This window comes from Methylotuvimicrobium alcaliphilum 20Z (genome assembly GCF_000968535.2).
Lineage (GTDB): Bacteria > Pseudomonadota > Gammaproteobacteria > Methylococcales > Methylomonadaceae > Methylotuvimicrobium > Methylotuvimicrobium alcaliphilum.
In genome coordinates this window covers 2,604,010-2,620,062 of the sequence record NC_016112.1, presented here as the reverse complement: position 1 = coordinate 2,620,062, position 16,053 = coordinate 2,604,010, and the positions used below count along the sequence as shown (strand labels likewise).

Genomic DNA, 16,053 nt, shown 5'->3' with positions numbered 1-16,053 from the left:
AAATTATCCCAGATAGTTAACCATAGCCAATGGACTATGGAATTTAGGTGCTGGGTAAACCCGTCCATGGGGGCTTGACGGCAGCGCTCGAACGCCAAGGATGGCGTGAATGCAGATTTTGCATGGAGCAAAAATCTGCCCTGCTGCCGACACCCTCGCTAGCCACACCCCATACCTTCATAAAGTTAACCATTTTTTGAGTATACCTTTCGCACTTTAAATTTCGGCAGTGCCGGAGGAGGCCTCGGGGTGCTCGATAAAGGCTTTGCCAGTATGGAACTGGCACAGAGCCTACATGGACGTATTTACGGCGTCCTTTAACGGGCACACCGAGGCCGAATTTTCATCTGCGATAGTATATAAAGGGAGTAGAATGATTTAACGATTTCTCAGTCCATCAGAGGTTCGATGATTTCAACAATCTTGGCGCGGGATAATTGCCCGGCTTGTTTATGAATCATCCGGCCTTGTTGATTGAAGATAAGACTGAAAGGAAGAATTCCGGCAGAATTGCCCCATTGTTGTGTCAGGATGATGCCTTGGTCGCCGGCGATTAGCATCGGATAATTGATGTCGACAAAGTCGAGATATTTTTCGACCGATTCTTTAGTTTCGATAGCGATGCCGACAAATTGCAAGCCGCGGCCCTGGTATTCTTGCTGCAAGGCAATAAATTCGGGGATTTCTTCGCGGCAGGGCGGACACCAAGTTGCCCAAAAGTTGACGATGACGATTTTACCGCGCCATTCGGATGAGCTGCGTTCGTTGCCGGTCAAATCGGGTAGTCGGTAATCCGGCAGTTCCATGGCCTCGGTTTGCGTTTCCGGTTGATTTTTGCTTTGCAGCCAAATGCCGCCGGCTAAAGCGACTGCAGCAGCGATGATAAGTACCGTGGTTTGTTTCATAAGTCGTCAACTTGCCGCAGTATGTTTAAAAAAGTGTTGGCATCCTGATAGCCTATCACGCGTAAGTGTTTTTTTTCGGCTAGATCGACTCCGAAAAATAAAGTGGCCGGGGGGCCGACTAAGTTAAATTTTCTCAGCAAGGCTTGATGCTCTGCATTGTTAGTTGTGACGTCCGCCTTCAATAAAACGAAGCGATTCAGTTCTTGTTTGACTTCAGGATGAGCGAAAGTATACGCATCCATTTCCTTGCACGAGACGCACCAGTCGGCATAAAAGTCGAGCATGACCGGTTGATTGTTGCGCGCTGCCGTTTCTATCCGATTTTCGAGCTCCTGTAGCGAGGCGACTTTGACAAAGGGTAGAGGGCTGTCGGCCTCGGCTGTACTTGCTAAGCTCAGTCCCTGTAAAGGTTTTAGCGGGTTATGGTTGCCCATGCCCAAGCCGATCAATAACAGGACGCCATAAGTCAGCATTACGACTCCCGCGCCTTTCCAAAGCTTTTTCCAGCCGCCGGCATTTTCACTTAACGGGTCGATAGCTTTCAGGTAAATGGCCGGAATGATCAGTAATAAGGCCCATAGAAACATCGTCATATCGGGAGGCAGAATACGGTCGAGCATCCATAACGCGACAGCCAGCATGATTACGCCGAAGACCGCTTTGGTCGTATTCAACCATTGTCCTGCTTTCGGTAATAATTTTCCTGCCGACGCGCCGATTATCAAAAGTGGCACGCCCATGCCGAAGCCCATCGCGAATAATGCGATGCCTCCGAGTATCGCATCGCCTGTTTGGCCGATATAGATCAATGCGCCGGCTAGGGGGGCGGCGACGCACGGTCCTACGATCAGCGACGATAACGAGCCCATGATCGCCGCGCCCCAAAACGAGCCGTCACGATGTTTATCGCTGGATTTATGCAGTCGGGTTTGAATCGATGCAGGCAATTCCAAATTGTAAAAGCCGAACATCGATAGCGACAATAGCACGAAAACCCCGCTGAATAGCGCGATGATCCAAGATTGCTGGAATACTGTTTGCAAGTTGCTGCCGAATAACGCAGCCAGTACTCCGAAGACCGTGTAGGTCAATGCGGAGGCGGTGACGTAACTTAGTGATAAAAGAAAGGCGCGGCCAGTGGTTACCCGGTTGCGTTGGCCGACGATGATGCCGGATAAAATCGGAATCATCGGGAAAATACAGGGCGTGAAAGACAGTAACAATCCAAAGCCGAAAAAGGACAGCAGCGTGAGCCAGAGCGTGCTTTGATGCAGCGATTGTACGATGCGGTCTTGTTCGGATTGTGGTTCATCGACCCGAGTGCTTATCGAAGAAATATTTTGCGTCGATACCGATGCGGTCGTCGGTAGAATCAATGGCGTGCTTTGCGACATCGGGGGATAGCATACGCCCCGATCCGCGCAGCCTTGAAATCGTGCTTGAAGGATAATGTTTTGTTGATCCGCTTGATAGCGGTTAATCGGCAGGTCGAAGCTTAGGTCGTTACGGAAGATTTCAACGTTGCCGAATTCCTCGTCGTGGTAGGGTGTGCCTTTGGGCAAATTGAGGTTGCCGATTTTTACTTTATCGGAATCTAGGATATCGAATTGAAATTTGTCGCGATACAGATAATAGCCTTCCGCAATTTGCCAATTGACGGTCAACGTATTCGGGTCTTTGACCGAAGCGAAAAAGCGGAAGGCTTGTTCTGCCGGAAGCAATTCATCCTGGAACAGATTTAGCTTTAAGTCGCTCAGGCCCTGAACTAAGCCGAAAATCGAGCCGGTTTTCGCGGAAGGATCTTGATCTGGTAGGTCTACCGTCAGTCCGGTCTTTTGAGGAGGATAACAAATGCCGATATCGGCGCAACCCTGATGTTTAACCGCCAATTGCAAGGTATTAAGCGCATTGTCTAGCTTGATGAACGGTACTTCAACGATGAGTTCGTTTCGATAAATGACCATATCGCCGAAAAACTCGTCATGCTTGGTTTTTCCTGGAGGATAAGTGACATCGTCGAGTGTAATCCGTTCTGACCGGCTTTCAACGCCCAATTTATCGCGGTACAAATAGTAGCCGTCTGCGATCTGCCAGGTTAGAACGATTTTATTCTGTGTATTGGTCTTGGCAGTAAGTTTGAATGCTTGCTCTTGCGGCAGTAATTCGCTTTCGCTGATGGCAAAGGCGGCTTGATGAAAAGATGCAATGAGGCAAAGCAATATTATTTTGATAGGCATGAATCGATCCATTTCAGATACTCAGGCAAAGCGTGTTCGACAGAGACCGCGACGATCTCGGGAAGTTCATAAGGATGAGCCTCTTGTATGCACCGTTCCACTTGCGGGTAAATGTCGCGTCGTGTCTTAACTAGCAGCAGGTATTCCTGCGCCGTTTCGATTCGATCTTGCCAGCGATAAACGGAAGTCAATCCTGGAAGAATATTCACGCAAGCGGCAAAATTCTCTCCGATTAACGTATGTGCGATTGAGCTTGCCGTATTCTGGTCCGGACAGGTGCAAAAGAGGATAATGTGATTCGACATAACGAGAGACTCGGTCAATTTGTACTGGAGTTTCGGTTTTAAAATCCCTATATTGTACCGTTTAATCCGGGATAAGGCAGCGGGGCAATTTTTCGCCGACCTTGGTTCATTGATCTTGAGCGGGTGAAAATGGGTTTATAACTTTCGTACTTCAAGTTTCGGTAGTGCCCGAGGACACCCCGGTGCCGGATTTTGATCTACGATGGGTATAATTGATTTCAAATGGGAAACTTTCCGGGGTTATCTGTTTCCAATGTGAAATTTGTTTAGGAATTTTAAATGAAAGTTTTTCAAGTTGTATTTTTGTGTTTTTTGATCATTCCTTTTCTAGAGATTTATTTGTTGCTGACCATCGGCGGCTTGATCGGTGTATTTCCGACGGTTTTTTTGGTGGTATTTACTGCTGTATTGGGCGCTGCTTTGTTAAGACAGCAAGGTTTTGCGACCTTAAGGCGTTTTCAAGCGAATTTGAATCAGGGCGTGGTTCCCGCTTACGAAATGATAGAGGGGCCGATTTTGCTGGTTGGTGGCGCATTGTTGTTGACTCCGGGTTTTTTTACCGATGTGCTTGGCTTTGCATGTCTAATTCCTCAATTGCGCGGCAAAATTGCCCGTTATGTGATTGAGAATCATCTGATACAGGCTGGTGGCGCGGTTCATCCCGGTCGACCTAAAGATAATAATGTTCTGGAAGGCGAATATAAAAAAGAGGATTGACAGAACTTTATTTTATAAGCTGCTTGATCTACGTCCCTGTAGAATTTAAGCGCTTATTGGCTGCTTTCCGATTCGCCGCTTGTGCAAGTGTTCTTGTTGAGTCCGGAATAAACCGGACACCAACCGAAAAAAGAGGTGCCGATTAAAACGGTTCCTAACAGCAATAAAATAATTTTTGCGGTGAATAAGGATATCAATACTAATGCCGCGCCTCCGAACATGCGGTATTTTTTATCCTTATCGCCAAGATTGTGTTCGAATTTTATCATGCGTTTAAAATCGAAGCTCATTGTAAGTCCCCTCTGCTAATTAATGTTGGTTATTAAAGCCTGGTCCGGCCGTCATTGTTGCTTTCCTTAAACGCGCATAGCTTATAGAAATGTTTCAACGATAACAAATGGATATTACTTCAATTATTAATCCTCTCAATGATGCCCAGCGCGAGGCGGTATCGGCACCTTCTCGCGCAATGTTGGTTTTAGCCGGCGCCGGCAGCGGCAAGACCCGGGTCTTGGTGCATCGCATCGCCTGGCAGATTCAAGTCGAAGGCCATTCGCCGCATAGCATCTTAGCCGTCACCTTTACTAATAAAGCCGCAACGGAAATGCGCACTCGCATAGAAGACCTGCTCAATATTTCTGCACGCTCGATGTGGATAGGTACCTTTCATGGGCTTGCGCATCGTTTGCTCAGGCGTCACGCAAAAGATGCGCAACTGCCAGAAACCTTTCAAGTCATGGACTCGGACGATCAGTTGCGCCTGATCAAGCGCCTCTACAAAAACCTGAATCTGGACGAGGCCAAGTGGCCGCCCAAGCAAGCGCAATGGTATATCAACGGGCAAAAAGACGAGGGTATTCGAGCCAAGCACATGCCGGAAACCGGGGATTTTTTCCAGCGGCAAATGCTGGCGATTTATAAGGCTTATGAAGAGGTCTGTCAGCGCTCCGGTCTGGTCGATTTTGCCGAACTGCTGCTACGCGCGCATGAATTGCTGCGCGATAATCCCGAAACCTTGAGCTTTTATCAACAACGGTTCCGGCATGTGCATGTCGACGAATTTCAAGATACCAATACGATCCAATATGCTTGGTTACGGTTGTTGACGCAAGACCGCGATAATCTGTTCGTGGTCGGCGACGACGATCAATCCATTTACGGATGGCGCGGCGCAAAAATTGAAAATATCTACCGTTTTCAGAAGCATTTTCCGAATCATAAAGTCGTCAAACTGGAACGAAACTACCGTTCGACCGGCCATATTCTGAAAGCGGCCAACCGGGTGATCGAACATAACGAAGGACGGATGGGCAAGGAGCTTTGGACCGAAAGCGGCGACGGCGAGCCGATTTCGGTCTATGCCGCATTCAACGAGCAAGACGAGGCTTATTATGTCGTCGAGCGTATTCGGAAATGGGTCCATGAAGGCGGTTCGCGAAGCGATATCGCGATTCTTTACCGCTCCAATGCGCAGTCGCGCCAGTTCGAGGAAAAGCTGATCGCGACCAGTATTCCTTATCGTGTCTATGGCGGCTTGCGCTTTTTCGATCGGGCCGAAATCAAGAATGCCTTGGCTTATTTGCGCCTAATGGCCAATCCCGATGACGATGCATCTTTCGAACGCGTAATCAATACGCCGACGCGCGGTATAGGGGCTAAATCATTGGACGACATTCGGGTATTGGCGCGGGATAAGAATTTATCGCTTCGGCAGGCGGTTGAGTTCGCGATTGCACAAAAATTGACGACGCCAAGGGCTGGGAATGCCATGTCCGGATTCATTGCTTTAGTTCGGAGTTTGGCCGAACAGACGCAAGGTTTACCGTTGTTCGAGCAAGTTAAGATCGTCGTCGAAAAGTCCGGGTTGATCGAGTTTTATAAAAAAGAAAAAGGCGATAAGGGCGAGGCCCGCGTCGAAAACTTAGAAGAATTGGTCAATGCCGCTCGACTGTACGAGTACGACCAGGATAACGAAGAAAACCTGAGCGAACTTGACATGTTTTTGACGCATGCGGCGCTCGAAGCCGGTGAAATGCAAAGCAATGCCGAACAAGATTGCGTGCAGCTGATGACCTTGCATGCCGCTAAGGGCTTGGAATTCAAGCGGGTGTTCATGGTCGGCTTCGAGGAAGGTTTGTTTCCGTCGCAACAATCGGTCGAGGATCCGGGGCGCTTGGAAGAAGAGCGTAGGCTATGTTATGTCGGCATGACCCGCGCGATGGAAAACTTGTGTTTGACCTATGCCGAATCCCGGCGCTTGTGGGGGCGCGAAACCTATCCGAAGGCTTCGCGGTTTTTGCGAGAAATTCCGGCCGAAACGCTTCAGGAAGTCAGGATGCGCGCCCAGGTCAGCCGTCCGGTTTCATTCACCGGAAACATGGATAGTCATGAGCCGGGGACATACAAATTAGGGCAGCGCGTTCGTCACGAAAAATTCGGCGAAGGGGTGGTGCTGCAAAGAGAAGGTAGCGGCGCACAGGAGCGCATTCAGATCAATTTTCAAGCAGTAGGCATCAAATGGCTGATGTTATCTTATGCCAAGTTGGAAGGGGTGGGGGCGTAACATATCGACTATGGTTTGAGTCAATCAAAACGTTTGGGCAGCAATTCCCATTTTGAACATGTTCTCGCAGTTTAGGGTGGAGAGCATGCCTGTCGAGGAACGCCGTGAACCGGTCCGTGGTGGCTTGACGGCAGTTCGAAGGCCAAGGAAGGCGTGAATGCAGGTTTTGTATTACGCCATGGATGGCGTCTATTATGGCACTAACAGTATAGGCGCTTTAGGCGCGTTGTAGTCCATATGCAGTGTAGCCAAATACGGGAGAAATCGCGACGAAGGCGTCGCTCCCAGTGCGCCCAGGAGGGCACAAAATCAGCAGGGTGTAAGTCCCTGTCGGCGTAAGCCATAACGTCGTAGCTGAAAGTAACTGCGTCACCGCGAGGTGGGGTGGAGAGCAACTGGAGGCAAAAGAGCAGTCCGCAGTAAAGCGAATCCGATTCGGCGGGGTAAGGCGGCGAGTCCCCTGGGAGTCGACGAAGCCTGAAAACCATCATTTACGTTGTTGTGGCAGATAAAACGATAAATGGGCCTACCTTGTGGTTGGGAGTGGAATGTTCAGAAGGTATTGTGAAGAAACTGGGGAGACCTGTTACGGAGGTGACCGTGGCAGGAGTCAGAACCCTTATATTACCGTAAGTCGAGGAAGCTCAAGGCAAGGCGAGGATAGTGTGGCACCGCTGGGAAACCAGGCGGAAACAGAGAAAACAAACACGAGCCTAAACCGAGAGGGGAAAAGATGGTAAAAGCCGGCTAGCAAAACCGGCCATAGGAAAGAAGGGTAGGAAGGTGGAAACGAGGTAGCGTTCGGTGTCACGGCCATTAAGCCAACCTCAGGTAAAAGGCTTAAAGAGGCTCAGCCGTTGAAGGGAGCCGAAGGTAACGAATCAAACCGAGTTTGCGGGCTGACGTGGTAACGCGGAGTAATGGGGTTCACCAATTAATAACACCATTGCTCACCAGCTTGTCCCGATGAGGAAACCACCGACTGGAGAGCCGTGTGCGGGAGAACCGCATGCACGGTTCGGAGGGAGGGGAGAGAAATCTTCCCTACCCCTATCAGCGCGCTGTTAACCCTTTGTGGGAGCGATCCCCTGATCGTGATTTCTAGGTCGAAAGTATTAGGCAACAATAAATGGTATCGAAGACTCATTGGCTAAAATAGCAAAAGGGTAATACATTACTTGTGTATAACGGCGATGAGGTCTCCGCCGTGGGAGCCCATACCTTGGCTGCCAAGAGAGATAGGTATGCATTTCCACGCTGGAGCGATGGAAACGAGGAAAGATGATCTGTGATGCGTATTCTTAACCGCACGAATCGAAAAGATAAGTCGTCACCTTATTGGGGCCGTATTCTGCCGACCATTCCTCGAGAATCGTACGCAGTATTTCATAGTCCTCGGGAGTGTTTCGGCGTAGCAAGTCTGCACCGAGAACCATCAGGATGAGGTTTTGCTCATTATTATCAACTTGCAGGTCCCTTAGTACATCGAGCAGCGCATCCCAATTGCGGCCGAATGACGCCGGCAGCGACAACGTATCGGATAGCCGTTGCATGGCGGATTTTTTGTCACGGCAGCCCGTAAGATCGATTTCCACCAGATGTAGCGAATTACGACGGGCCTCGTTTCGGATTTCCCGCGGAGTGGATAACGGCGTTAATGTCATCATTGCGGCACCGGAAAGGCACGGAAACTGTTGTAATGATCGTCGGTGTAATACCACACTTGAGGCGGCTGTCCGCCTGTAACGATGCGCCGTGCTCCCCGATGACTCAGTCCAGGTGTGTCGACCGTGTACTCGCGGTAGTATCCTCGAGGTTTCTGCGGCAAGTGTCTTTCTCGGTTGAAAAATGTTTTATCGTCCTGAGGATACGGATGAGGACCGCCTTGCTGTATACGCCGAATCGTGAGGTAGGCTTCTTTCGGTAAAAAAGCCGTTTCGGTATCATGCTTAGTGCTTCCTTCGGTCGAGCCGATGATTGTTTTGGCTTCATCGATTATTGACGTATCGAAGTTCCACCACTGGGCCAAGCCCACAATCAATGCGACTAAAATTAGCCAACGAGGAAATCCCCTCATATGTACTCCCTTCTCGGTCCAGGTTTATCGATAAAATTGCGTTCTTCGATCGTGATTTCAATGGATTTGGGAGTGTCTGTCAATGATCAACAGCATTGAGCCGCAGGCGGATGCTCATTGCCTCGGCAAAAATCGTTTCAGCTCCGGCAGACAAGAGCCGCAGCCCTTTCCTGCGCTGAGTTGTTGCCCGATTTGTTCGACGTTCGCTAAATTGAATTCCCTGATCGCTTTGGCGATCGATTTTTCGCCGACATTGAAACAGGAACAAACCAAGCGGCCGCAATCCTCTTGTCCTTCCGGCGGCAAAGCGCTCAGTAGTCGCAGGCGCTCCTCTTTGTTGATCTGCGGTTGAGCGAATAGCGTTTCAAGCCAGCCTGTTTCCGGCAATGGCGGTGTTGAGGACACGAATAAGCAAACTTCCAATCGTCCGTCGATGATTAGCGCGCTGCGATAAACTCCCCGTTCCGGATCGCTGTATTCCAGGCAATGAGGGTTGTTCGACTCGCCGGATAGCGATTTTAGCCAATCGCGCCAGGAAGGGAAGGGGGTTCGGTCGGCTAGCTCGTACCGGATGAAGTCGTTGCCTTTGACTGTAACGCGATATTCTATATCGTCTAGCATCAACGGCGAACGCGTCAATAACATCGCGTACCAGAGAGCTCGATAAGGCGTGATGGCTGCCGGGGTTTGCTTGCTTTCTGGTTGACCGGAATGTGGGTCGATGACCGGGTTGACCAATGCGCCGACTCGTCCACGGCTACTGAATTGCGCCGTCCAGTGCATCGGCACGAACAGACTGCCGGGTTGCTGGTTTTCGGTGATAACAACCCGGGCAATCATATTACCCCACAGACTGGAGATCGTCGCTAGGTCATGCGTTTGTAAATGATAACGTGCCGCATCGAGCGGATGGATCTCGACGAAAGGCTCCGGTTTATGGGCATTGAGTTTCGCCGACAAGCCGGTTCGGGTCATCGTATGCCATTGATCGCGTAGACGTCCGGTATTCAACGTGAAAGGATAGTTCGGGTCGGGCTTATTGACCGGGGCGCGCGGGCGTATCGCAATGAATCGGGCTTTTCGGGACGCGGTATAAAACTTACCGTCGGTGAACAGTCTCTCGGTGCCGTTAGGGTTCTTCTTGGTGACCGGCCATTGCACCGGTTGCAAACGGTCGTAGGCGTCTTCGGTCAGGTCCGCAAAGGCCGAAATATCGAAATCGCGAGGTTGGCCTTCCAGGTTATTTTCAAATCCGGAAAGCGCGGCGTGTTCGCGGAAAATGTCGGCGCTGGACCGGTAATCGAAGGCATGCTTGAAGCCCATGCGGGCGGCAACTTGGCTTATAATCCACCAGTCCGGCTTAGCCAAACCGGAAAACGGAAATAGCGGGCGCTGTCTGGAAATGCGCCGTTCCATATTCGTGACGGTACCGGCTTTTTCGCTCCAGCCGGCCGCCGGTAGGCGGATATGCGCCAAATCGACCGTGTCGGTGTTCTTGATGCAATCCGATACGATGACGAGATTGCAGCGTTTGAGCGCATTTTTGACTTTATCGGCGTCCGGCAGCGTGACCACAGGGTTCGTTGCGATAATCCAGACGGCCTTGATGGTGCCCGCATCGATTGCATCGAAGAGTTCGACCGCTTTCAGGCCGGGGCGGGTCGCGATCCGGTCGGTTTGCCAAAAGCGGGCGACGCGGTCGATATGCTCGGGGTTATCTAGCTCCATGTGCGCTGCCAAAGTATTGGCCAAGCCGCCGACTTCGCGTCCGCCCATCGCATTTGGCTGACCGGTGAACGAAAAAGGCCCCATGCCCGGCTTGCCGATTCTACCGGTCGCCAAATGGCAATTGATGATGGCATTGCACTTATCCGAGCCGGAAGAAGACTGATTGACGCCTTGCGAATAGACTGTGACGGTTTTAGCGGTTTTCGCATACCAACCGTAAAACTTTTCGACGTCGGCCGAGGACAAACCGCAGTCTTGCGCGACAATTTCAATATTTCCCGCCGTGTTGCGGGCGGACTGCAAAGCCCATTCGAAATCCTGAGTATGCGCGGCGATATAATCATTATCGAGCGCATCGGTTTGCGCTAAATAGGTCAACAAACCGTTGAACAATAAGCCGTCCATGCCTGGCTTTATCGTTAAATGCAAATCCGCGCTGTCGCATGTCGCGGTCCGGCGCGGATCGATGACTACGATTTTCAGCGCCGGATTGTTTTCTTTGGCTTTTCGGATGCGTTGAAACACGATGGGGTGACACCACGCGGTGTTCGAGCCGGTCAGCACGATCAATTCGGCGGCTTCCAAGTCTTCATAGCTGCACGGGACGGCATCGGCGCCGAAGGCCCTTTTATAGCCGGTGACTGCCGAGGACATGCACAGCCGGGAATTGGTGTCGATATTGGCCGAGCCGATAAAACCTTTCATGAATTTATTGACGACATAATAGTCTTCGGTCAATAACTGGCCCGAGACATAGAACGCGATCGCATCGGGCCCGTATTGCCGGATGACTGAGGTCAAACCGTCGGCAACGGTGTCGAGCGCGGTATTCCAGTCGCACGGTATGCAATGAACTTCGGGATGCAACAGACGGTTTTCCGTCGAGACGGTATCGCCCAATGCCGAACCTTTCGAGCACAGTTTACCGAAATTGGAGGGATGATCCGGATCGCCTTGTATCGTCACTTGGTGGCCGATAGCATCGTCGACGGTTGCAACGATACCGCAGCCGACTCCGCAATAGGGACAGGTGGTCTTGATTGTCTTTTCGTTCATGGCGGCGGTCATGCGGCAATCGGCAAGGGTGGGCGCCCGAAAATCAAACAATCGCGGTACGGCGAAATATCGGTTCGGCTCTTCAAGCAATCGAGATACCAAGCCGAATCGCCGGTATCGCCGTAGAGCACGATACCGGCGATACGCCGATTCTTGATGACCAATTTTTTATAGATATGCAGGGCAGGGTCCTTGAAAACGATCTGCTCGCATTGTTCTCCGCCATTGAAATCGCCTGCCGAAAACAGGTCGATGCCGGTGACCTTGAGCCGGGTTGCCGGCAACAGGCTTTGATAACGCGAATCGGTTCGATGGCTCAGTTGCCGGGCGCAGACTTTGGCTTGCTCGTACACCGGCGCGACCAGTCCGAATAATTCGCCGCGATGCTGCACGCATTCGCCGACTGAATAGATCTCAGGATCGCTGGTTTGCATCGCGTCGTCGACGACGATGCCTTGTTCGCAGTCGAGACCGATGTTTTTTGCGAGCGCGATATTCGGTTGGATACCGGTTGCCATGATCAGAAGATCGGCGGGTAGAGAACTGCCGTTGTTCAATTCGACTTCGGAGATATGGCCGTTTCGGCTGATGATGTTTTCGATCGTGCAACCCAGCTCGAAGCGAAGCCCCTTGGCTTCGAGCTGCGATTTCAACAGGTCGCCGGCCTCGTTATCGAGTTGGCGATTCAATAAATGGTCCGCGCGGTTGATGACGGTGACGTTCATGCCGCGCTGCTTAAGACCGTTGGCGGCTTCCAAACCCAATAAGCCGCCGCCGAGTATGATGGCGTGCCGTTTGCTTAGGCTTTTTGCGATCATCGCTTCGACGTCGGAGATTTCGCGAAAACTCATCACGCCTTCGGTATCGCGGCCTGGAATCGGCAAAATCAATGGCAACGAACCCGTTGCGATCAATAACCGGTCGTAAGTGGCCTCCGTACCGTCCTTTGCGATCACGCGGCGGCGGTTTCGGTCGACATCGACGACGGTTTTACCCGGGCCGCAATGCAACGTGATATGGTGTTTTCGGTACCAGGCAAAGTCGTGAATCATGATGTCATCGATCCGTTTTTCGCCGTACAAGATCGGTGTTAACAAGATACGATTGTAATTCCCGTAAGGTTCGGCGCCGAATACGGTGATGTCGTATAAGTCGGGTGCCGATTCGATCAAGGCTTCGACGGTACGCATGCCCGCCATGCCGTTACCGATGACGACCAGTTTTTGTTTCATGACCATTCTCCTCAAAGAAGATGCGGGCGCGTTGACTTTACCGGGTGAATGAATAGCCGAGTCGCGCCGGCAAACCGGTTAAAACGAAATGTTGCCTTGTACCCAAACCTTTTGCGTGTCGTTTTGGGCAAAGGCGGGGGCGTTGGCGTCGGCGACGTAATAGGCGTACTTCAACAAGACGGAATAATGCTTGCCGAACGCCTTGGTGACTTGAAAATCGTATTCATTGCCGTAATCGACACTACCGCTGTCATCGGTGAAGTTGTGATAAACGAACATCAAATTGGCGCCGAGCACGCTGCTGCCTAATGTGAAATTGACGTCACGAATACCGTCGGCCGGCGTTGCCAGAAAACGGTCGGCCCAGCCTTGAAATGCATGATTAGTCCCGAGCGGCGTTTGAAATGCATTGCGTCCATTGCCGTTAAGTTGTTCCATCGCCGCTTTTCCGGTAATACCGAATAACGTTAAACCGCCCATCAAGTTGTAACGGTCCAATGCGAAGCTGTTCGGATTGTTTTGATAATCGGCTTGATAGCTGTATTCGGCCGTGTAATGCAGCGCCAAGTCTTCGTTGATTTGCGGCGAGCCTATCAGTCTTATGCCGTAGGTCTGGCTGGAGCGACCGAACAACGCCTTATCTTCGGTATATTTCAACCAGTAACCGTAAGCAACGGCGCTGCCCAAATTGCCGAAGTTGTAATTGACGTTGAGTAACGGCAGTTCGGTGTTGTCGGTCAACGAAAGAATGGTTCGGACCCTGCCGATATAACCGGCCCGAATCGTCAAATCCGCAATCGAAGTATTGGTTACCAACACCGAATCGTAGGTCATTTCCATTTGCCGCCACCCGACGTTACCGATGAAACGATCGTCGTCCAGCTTGATGCGTTGCCGGCCGCCCTTGATTAAGGTATCCGGAATACCGTTAAAGGTGAGCCAGAGTTGATTCAACTCGTGTTGGTCGGCCGGGTCGGCGACGACATGATAACGGCTGTTGCCGGTGGATACGCCATTGTAATCGCGCTGCGCGGCAAAGACGTTTTCGTACTCGGCGAAACCTTGCCAACCGAATACATTCGGGCTTAAATAGCCCAGGCGTAAACGGAAGGTGTTGGCATTGGCCGGTTCCGGCCGGGTTCCTTCGGTGTTGGCATGTTCGTAGCGGTAGTTCAGGTCGAAAGTGACTTGACCGTATTTCCCGTCGCTTTGCCCGAACTTGAGCGCGTTTTCAATCGTTTCGTCGAAGCCGCCGGCCTGGGCTGACGATGTTATCGCGATTAATGTTGCCGAACAGACGGCATGCCATGACCTTCGGGTTTTAAGCGGTAAAGCGTTAGCTAACAGCATTGTATTCTCCTTAATGAACATGAAATCGTTTTGATCGCACATGCGATCCATTAGAACGGGCTTAGGCAACACGCGGTAACATCAAGTACACATCGCGTACCGTCTACAAGCGTCTCAATGCGTATGGTCGCATTCGGCCAGAAAGGTCAGTAGGCTTTCCCGGTACTTGTAATAATCCGGGTGATCGAGCAAGGCTTGTCTTGTGCGCGGCCTCGGTAGGTCGATCGTTTCGATCTTGCCGATCTTCGCGTGCGGACCGTTGGTCATCATCACGACCCGGTCGGCGAGCAGGATGGCCTCGTCGACATCATGGGTCACGACGATCGCGGTCACATGGGTCCGTTCCCAAACTTCCATCAGGACTTCCTGCAATTCCCAACGGGTCAGCGAATCGAGCATGCCGAACGGTTCGTCGAGCAATAACAGTTTCGGCGACAGCGCGAAAGCGCGGGCGATGCCGACCCGTTGCCGCATCCCGTTGGAGAGGTCCGCCGCTTTTTTCTCCATCGCATCGGCAAGTCCGACGCGGGTTAGATAATATTCGACGATATCGTCGCGCTCGGATTGCGATGCATGCGGGTAAACGTTATCGACGCCGATCATGACGTTCTCGAATGCGGTCAACCAGGGAAACAAGCTGGGCGACTGGAACACGACGCCTTTATCCGGGCCGGCGCTGTCGATTTCTTTGTTGTCGAGCACAATGCCGCCTTCGGATACGTCGGTTAAACCGGCGGTCATCGACAGCACGGTCGATTTGCCGCAGCCCGAATGGCCGATGATCGAGATGAATTCCCCTTTTTTGACTAACATATCGAATCCGTCTACAACCTTGACCGTACTCTTGCCGTCGGGCGTCGGATAGATTTTCGAGAGTTGCGAGAATTCCAAATAACGCGGTTTGCCAAGGTCATTTTGTCTGGGTTTTAAAGCCGAGTTATCCAATTTCCAATCGTTGCTAGTGTTGGGTCGCACGTCCGGCAAGACGACCGCATCGCTGCCGGATTCGGCTTTTTGCATACCGACGCCCATTAAGTAACGGGTGATTTCGGCACGGAGTTTCTTGAAGGTTTCGTCGTGGTTCAGTGCGGCCCGGTCGCGCGGCCTTGCCAGCGGAATCTTGAAGTTTGGGCCGAATGTCGCGCCGGGTCCGGGATTCAGCGCGATGACGCGATCGGCCATATAAATGGCTTCGTCGACATCGTTCGTGATTAAAATCACGGTTTTCTTTTCCGCTTGCCAAATCGCGATGATTTCATCCTGAAGTTTGCCGCGTGTCAGTGCATCTAATGCGCTCAACGGTTCGTCCAGCAACAAGATATCGGGATCGGCGGCCAAGGCCCTCGCCACATTGACGCGCTGGCGCATGCCGCCCGATAATTCGGCCGGTTTTTTGGTCATTGCTGCGCCCAAATTGACCATGCGCACATATTTTTCGGTATGCGCTTTACGCCGGTCGGCCGGCCAATCCTTGAAGCGTTGATCGACGGCCAGAGCGACATTGTCGAATACGGTTAGCCAAGGTAGCAGCGAATAATTTTGAAAGACCACGCAGCGGTCAGGCCCCGGTCCTTTGATCGGCCAGCCTTGTTTAAGTACCTCGCCGCTGTCGGCCTCGATCAATCCGGCGATCGTTGAAATCAGCGTGGTCTTGCCGCTGCCGGAAAAGCCGACGATCGCGATAAATTCGCCTGCCTCGATGTCCAGATTGATGTTTTTCAATACCGACGTTTTAGCTTTTCCCTCGCCGTACGATTTGCAAACGTTTTTGAGTTGTAAAAAAGGTTTCAATGAATGGACCTTGGCTAACGGTGCAGAGGGTGCCGGCGTGTCGATTGATTCGTCATCGCTACGTAAGAGTTGGGATGTTTTCATGTCGGTCT

12 protein-coding genes are annotated in these 16,053 nt (G+C 51.5%); 2 read left to right on the top strand and 10 right to left on the bottom strand.

What is annotated here, in order from left to right; translation table 11 throughout:
* Positions 1–389: 389 nt before the first annotated feature.
* The 3 genes from MEALZ_RS11235 to cutA are packed head-to-tail and all read right to left on the bottom strand — an operon-like array spanning position 390 to position 3,447.
* On the bottom strand, positions 390–905 hold the full coding sequence (locus tag MEALZ_RS11235; RefSeq protein WP_014148757.1) for a TlpA family protein disulfide reductase: 516 nt from the start codon (positions 903–905) through the stop codon (positions 390–392).
* The gene (gene dsbD / locus MEALZ_RS11230; protein ID WP_014148756.1) at positions 902–3,142 is read right to left on the bottom strand and encodes a protein-disulfide reductase DsbD; all 2,241 of its coding nucleotides are present in this window, start codon (positions 3,140–3,142) and stop codon (positions 902–904) included. The genes MEALZ_RS11235 and dsbD overlap by 4 nt, the downstream gene beginning before the upstream one ends.
* Positions 3,127–3,447, bottom strand: coding sequence for a divalent-cation tolerance protein CutA (cutA, locus tag MEALZ_RS11225; protein ID WP_014148755.1), 321 nt, complete (start codon positions 3,445–3,447; stop codon positions 3,127–3,129). Before cutA ends, dsbD begins: the two co-directional genes overlap by 16 nt.
* Positions 3,448–3,726: 279 nt before the next feature.
* Between cutA and MEALZ_RS11220 the strand changes: the two genes are divergently transcribed.
* Positions 3,727–4,164, top strand: a complete 438-nt coding sequence (locus tag MEALZ_RS11220) for an FxsA family protein (RefSeq protein ID WP_014148754.1) — start codon at positions 3,727–3,729, stop codon at positions 4,162–4,164.
* 53 nt (positions 4,165–4,217) lie between these two features.
* Here the strand turns inward: MEALZ_RS11220 and MEALZ_RS11215 are convergent, their stop codons facing one another.
* A complete protein-coding gene (locus tag MEALZ_RS11215) occupies positions 4,218–4,454 on the bottom strand; it encodes a YgaP family membrane protein (RefSeq protein WP_014148753.1) in 237 nt (78 codons plus the stop codon).
* 107 nt (positions 4,455–4,561) lie between these two features.
* On the opposite strand from MEALZ_RS11215, the gene uvrD reads away from it, so the two are divergent.
* Positions 4,562–6,727, top strand: a complete 2,166-nt coding sequence (gene uvrD, locus MEALZ_RS11210) for a DNA helicase II (RefSeq protein WP_014148752.1) — start codon at positions 4,562–4,564, stop codon at positions 6,725–6,727.
* A 1,301-nt stretch (positions 6,728–8,028) separates the two neighbouring features.
* On the opposite strand, the gene MEALZ_RS11205 is transcribed toward uvrD, so the two are convergent.
* From MEALZ_RS11205 to MEALZ_RS11180, 6 genes are all read right to left on the bottom strand, one after another.
* On the bottom strand, positions 8,029–8,394 hold the full coding sequence (locus tag MEALZ_RS11205; protein WP_014148751.1) for a barstar family protein: 366 nt from the start codon (positions 8,392–8,394) through the stop codon (positions 8,029–8,031).
* Positions 8,391–8,804 (bottom strand): ribonuclease domain-containing protein, encoded by a 414-nt coding sequence (locus MEALZ_RS11200; RefSeq protein WP_014148750.1) that lies wholly within the window; start codon positions 8,802–8,804, stop codon positions 8,391–8,393. The genes MEALZ_RS11205 and MEALZ_RS11200 overlap by 4 nt, the downstream gene beginning before the upstream one ends.
* A gap of 114 nt (positions 8,805–8,918) precedes the next feature.
* Positions 8,919–11,588 (bottom strand): nitrate reductase, encoded by a 2,670-nt coding sequence (locus MEALZ_RS11195; RefSeq protein ID WP_046061550.1) that lies wholly within the window; start codon positions 11,586–11,588, stop codon positions 8,919–8,921.
* An 8-nt stretch (positions 11,589–11,596) separates the two neighbouring features.
* Positions 11,597–12,820: an NAD(P)/FAD-dependent oxidoreductase gene (locus tag MEALZ_RS11190; protein ID WP_014148748.1), complete on the bottom strand. Its 1,224-nt coding sequence runs from the start codon at positions 12,818–12,820 to the stop codon at positions 11,597–11,599.
* A gap of 78 nt (positions 12,821–12,898) precedes the next feature.
* The gene (locus MEALZ_RS11185; protein ID WP_014148747.1) at positions 12,899–14,170 is read right to left on the bottom strand and encodes an alginate export family protein; all 1,272 of its coding nucleotides are present in this window, start codon (positions 14,168–14,170) and stop codon (positions 12,899–12,901) included.
* Between the two features lie 114 nt (positions 14,171–14,284).
* On the bottom strand, positions 14,285–16,045 hold the full coding sequence (locus MEALZ_RS11180) for an ABC transporter ATP-binding protein (protein ID WP_014148746.1): 1,761 nt from the start codon (positions 16,043–16,045) through the stop codon (positions 14,285–14,287).
* Positions 16,046–16,053 lie beyond the last annotated feature (8 nt).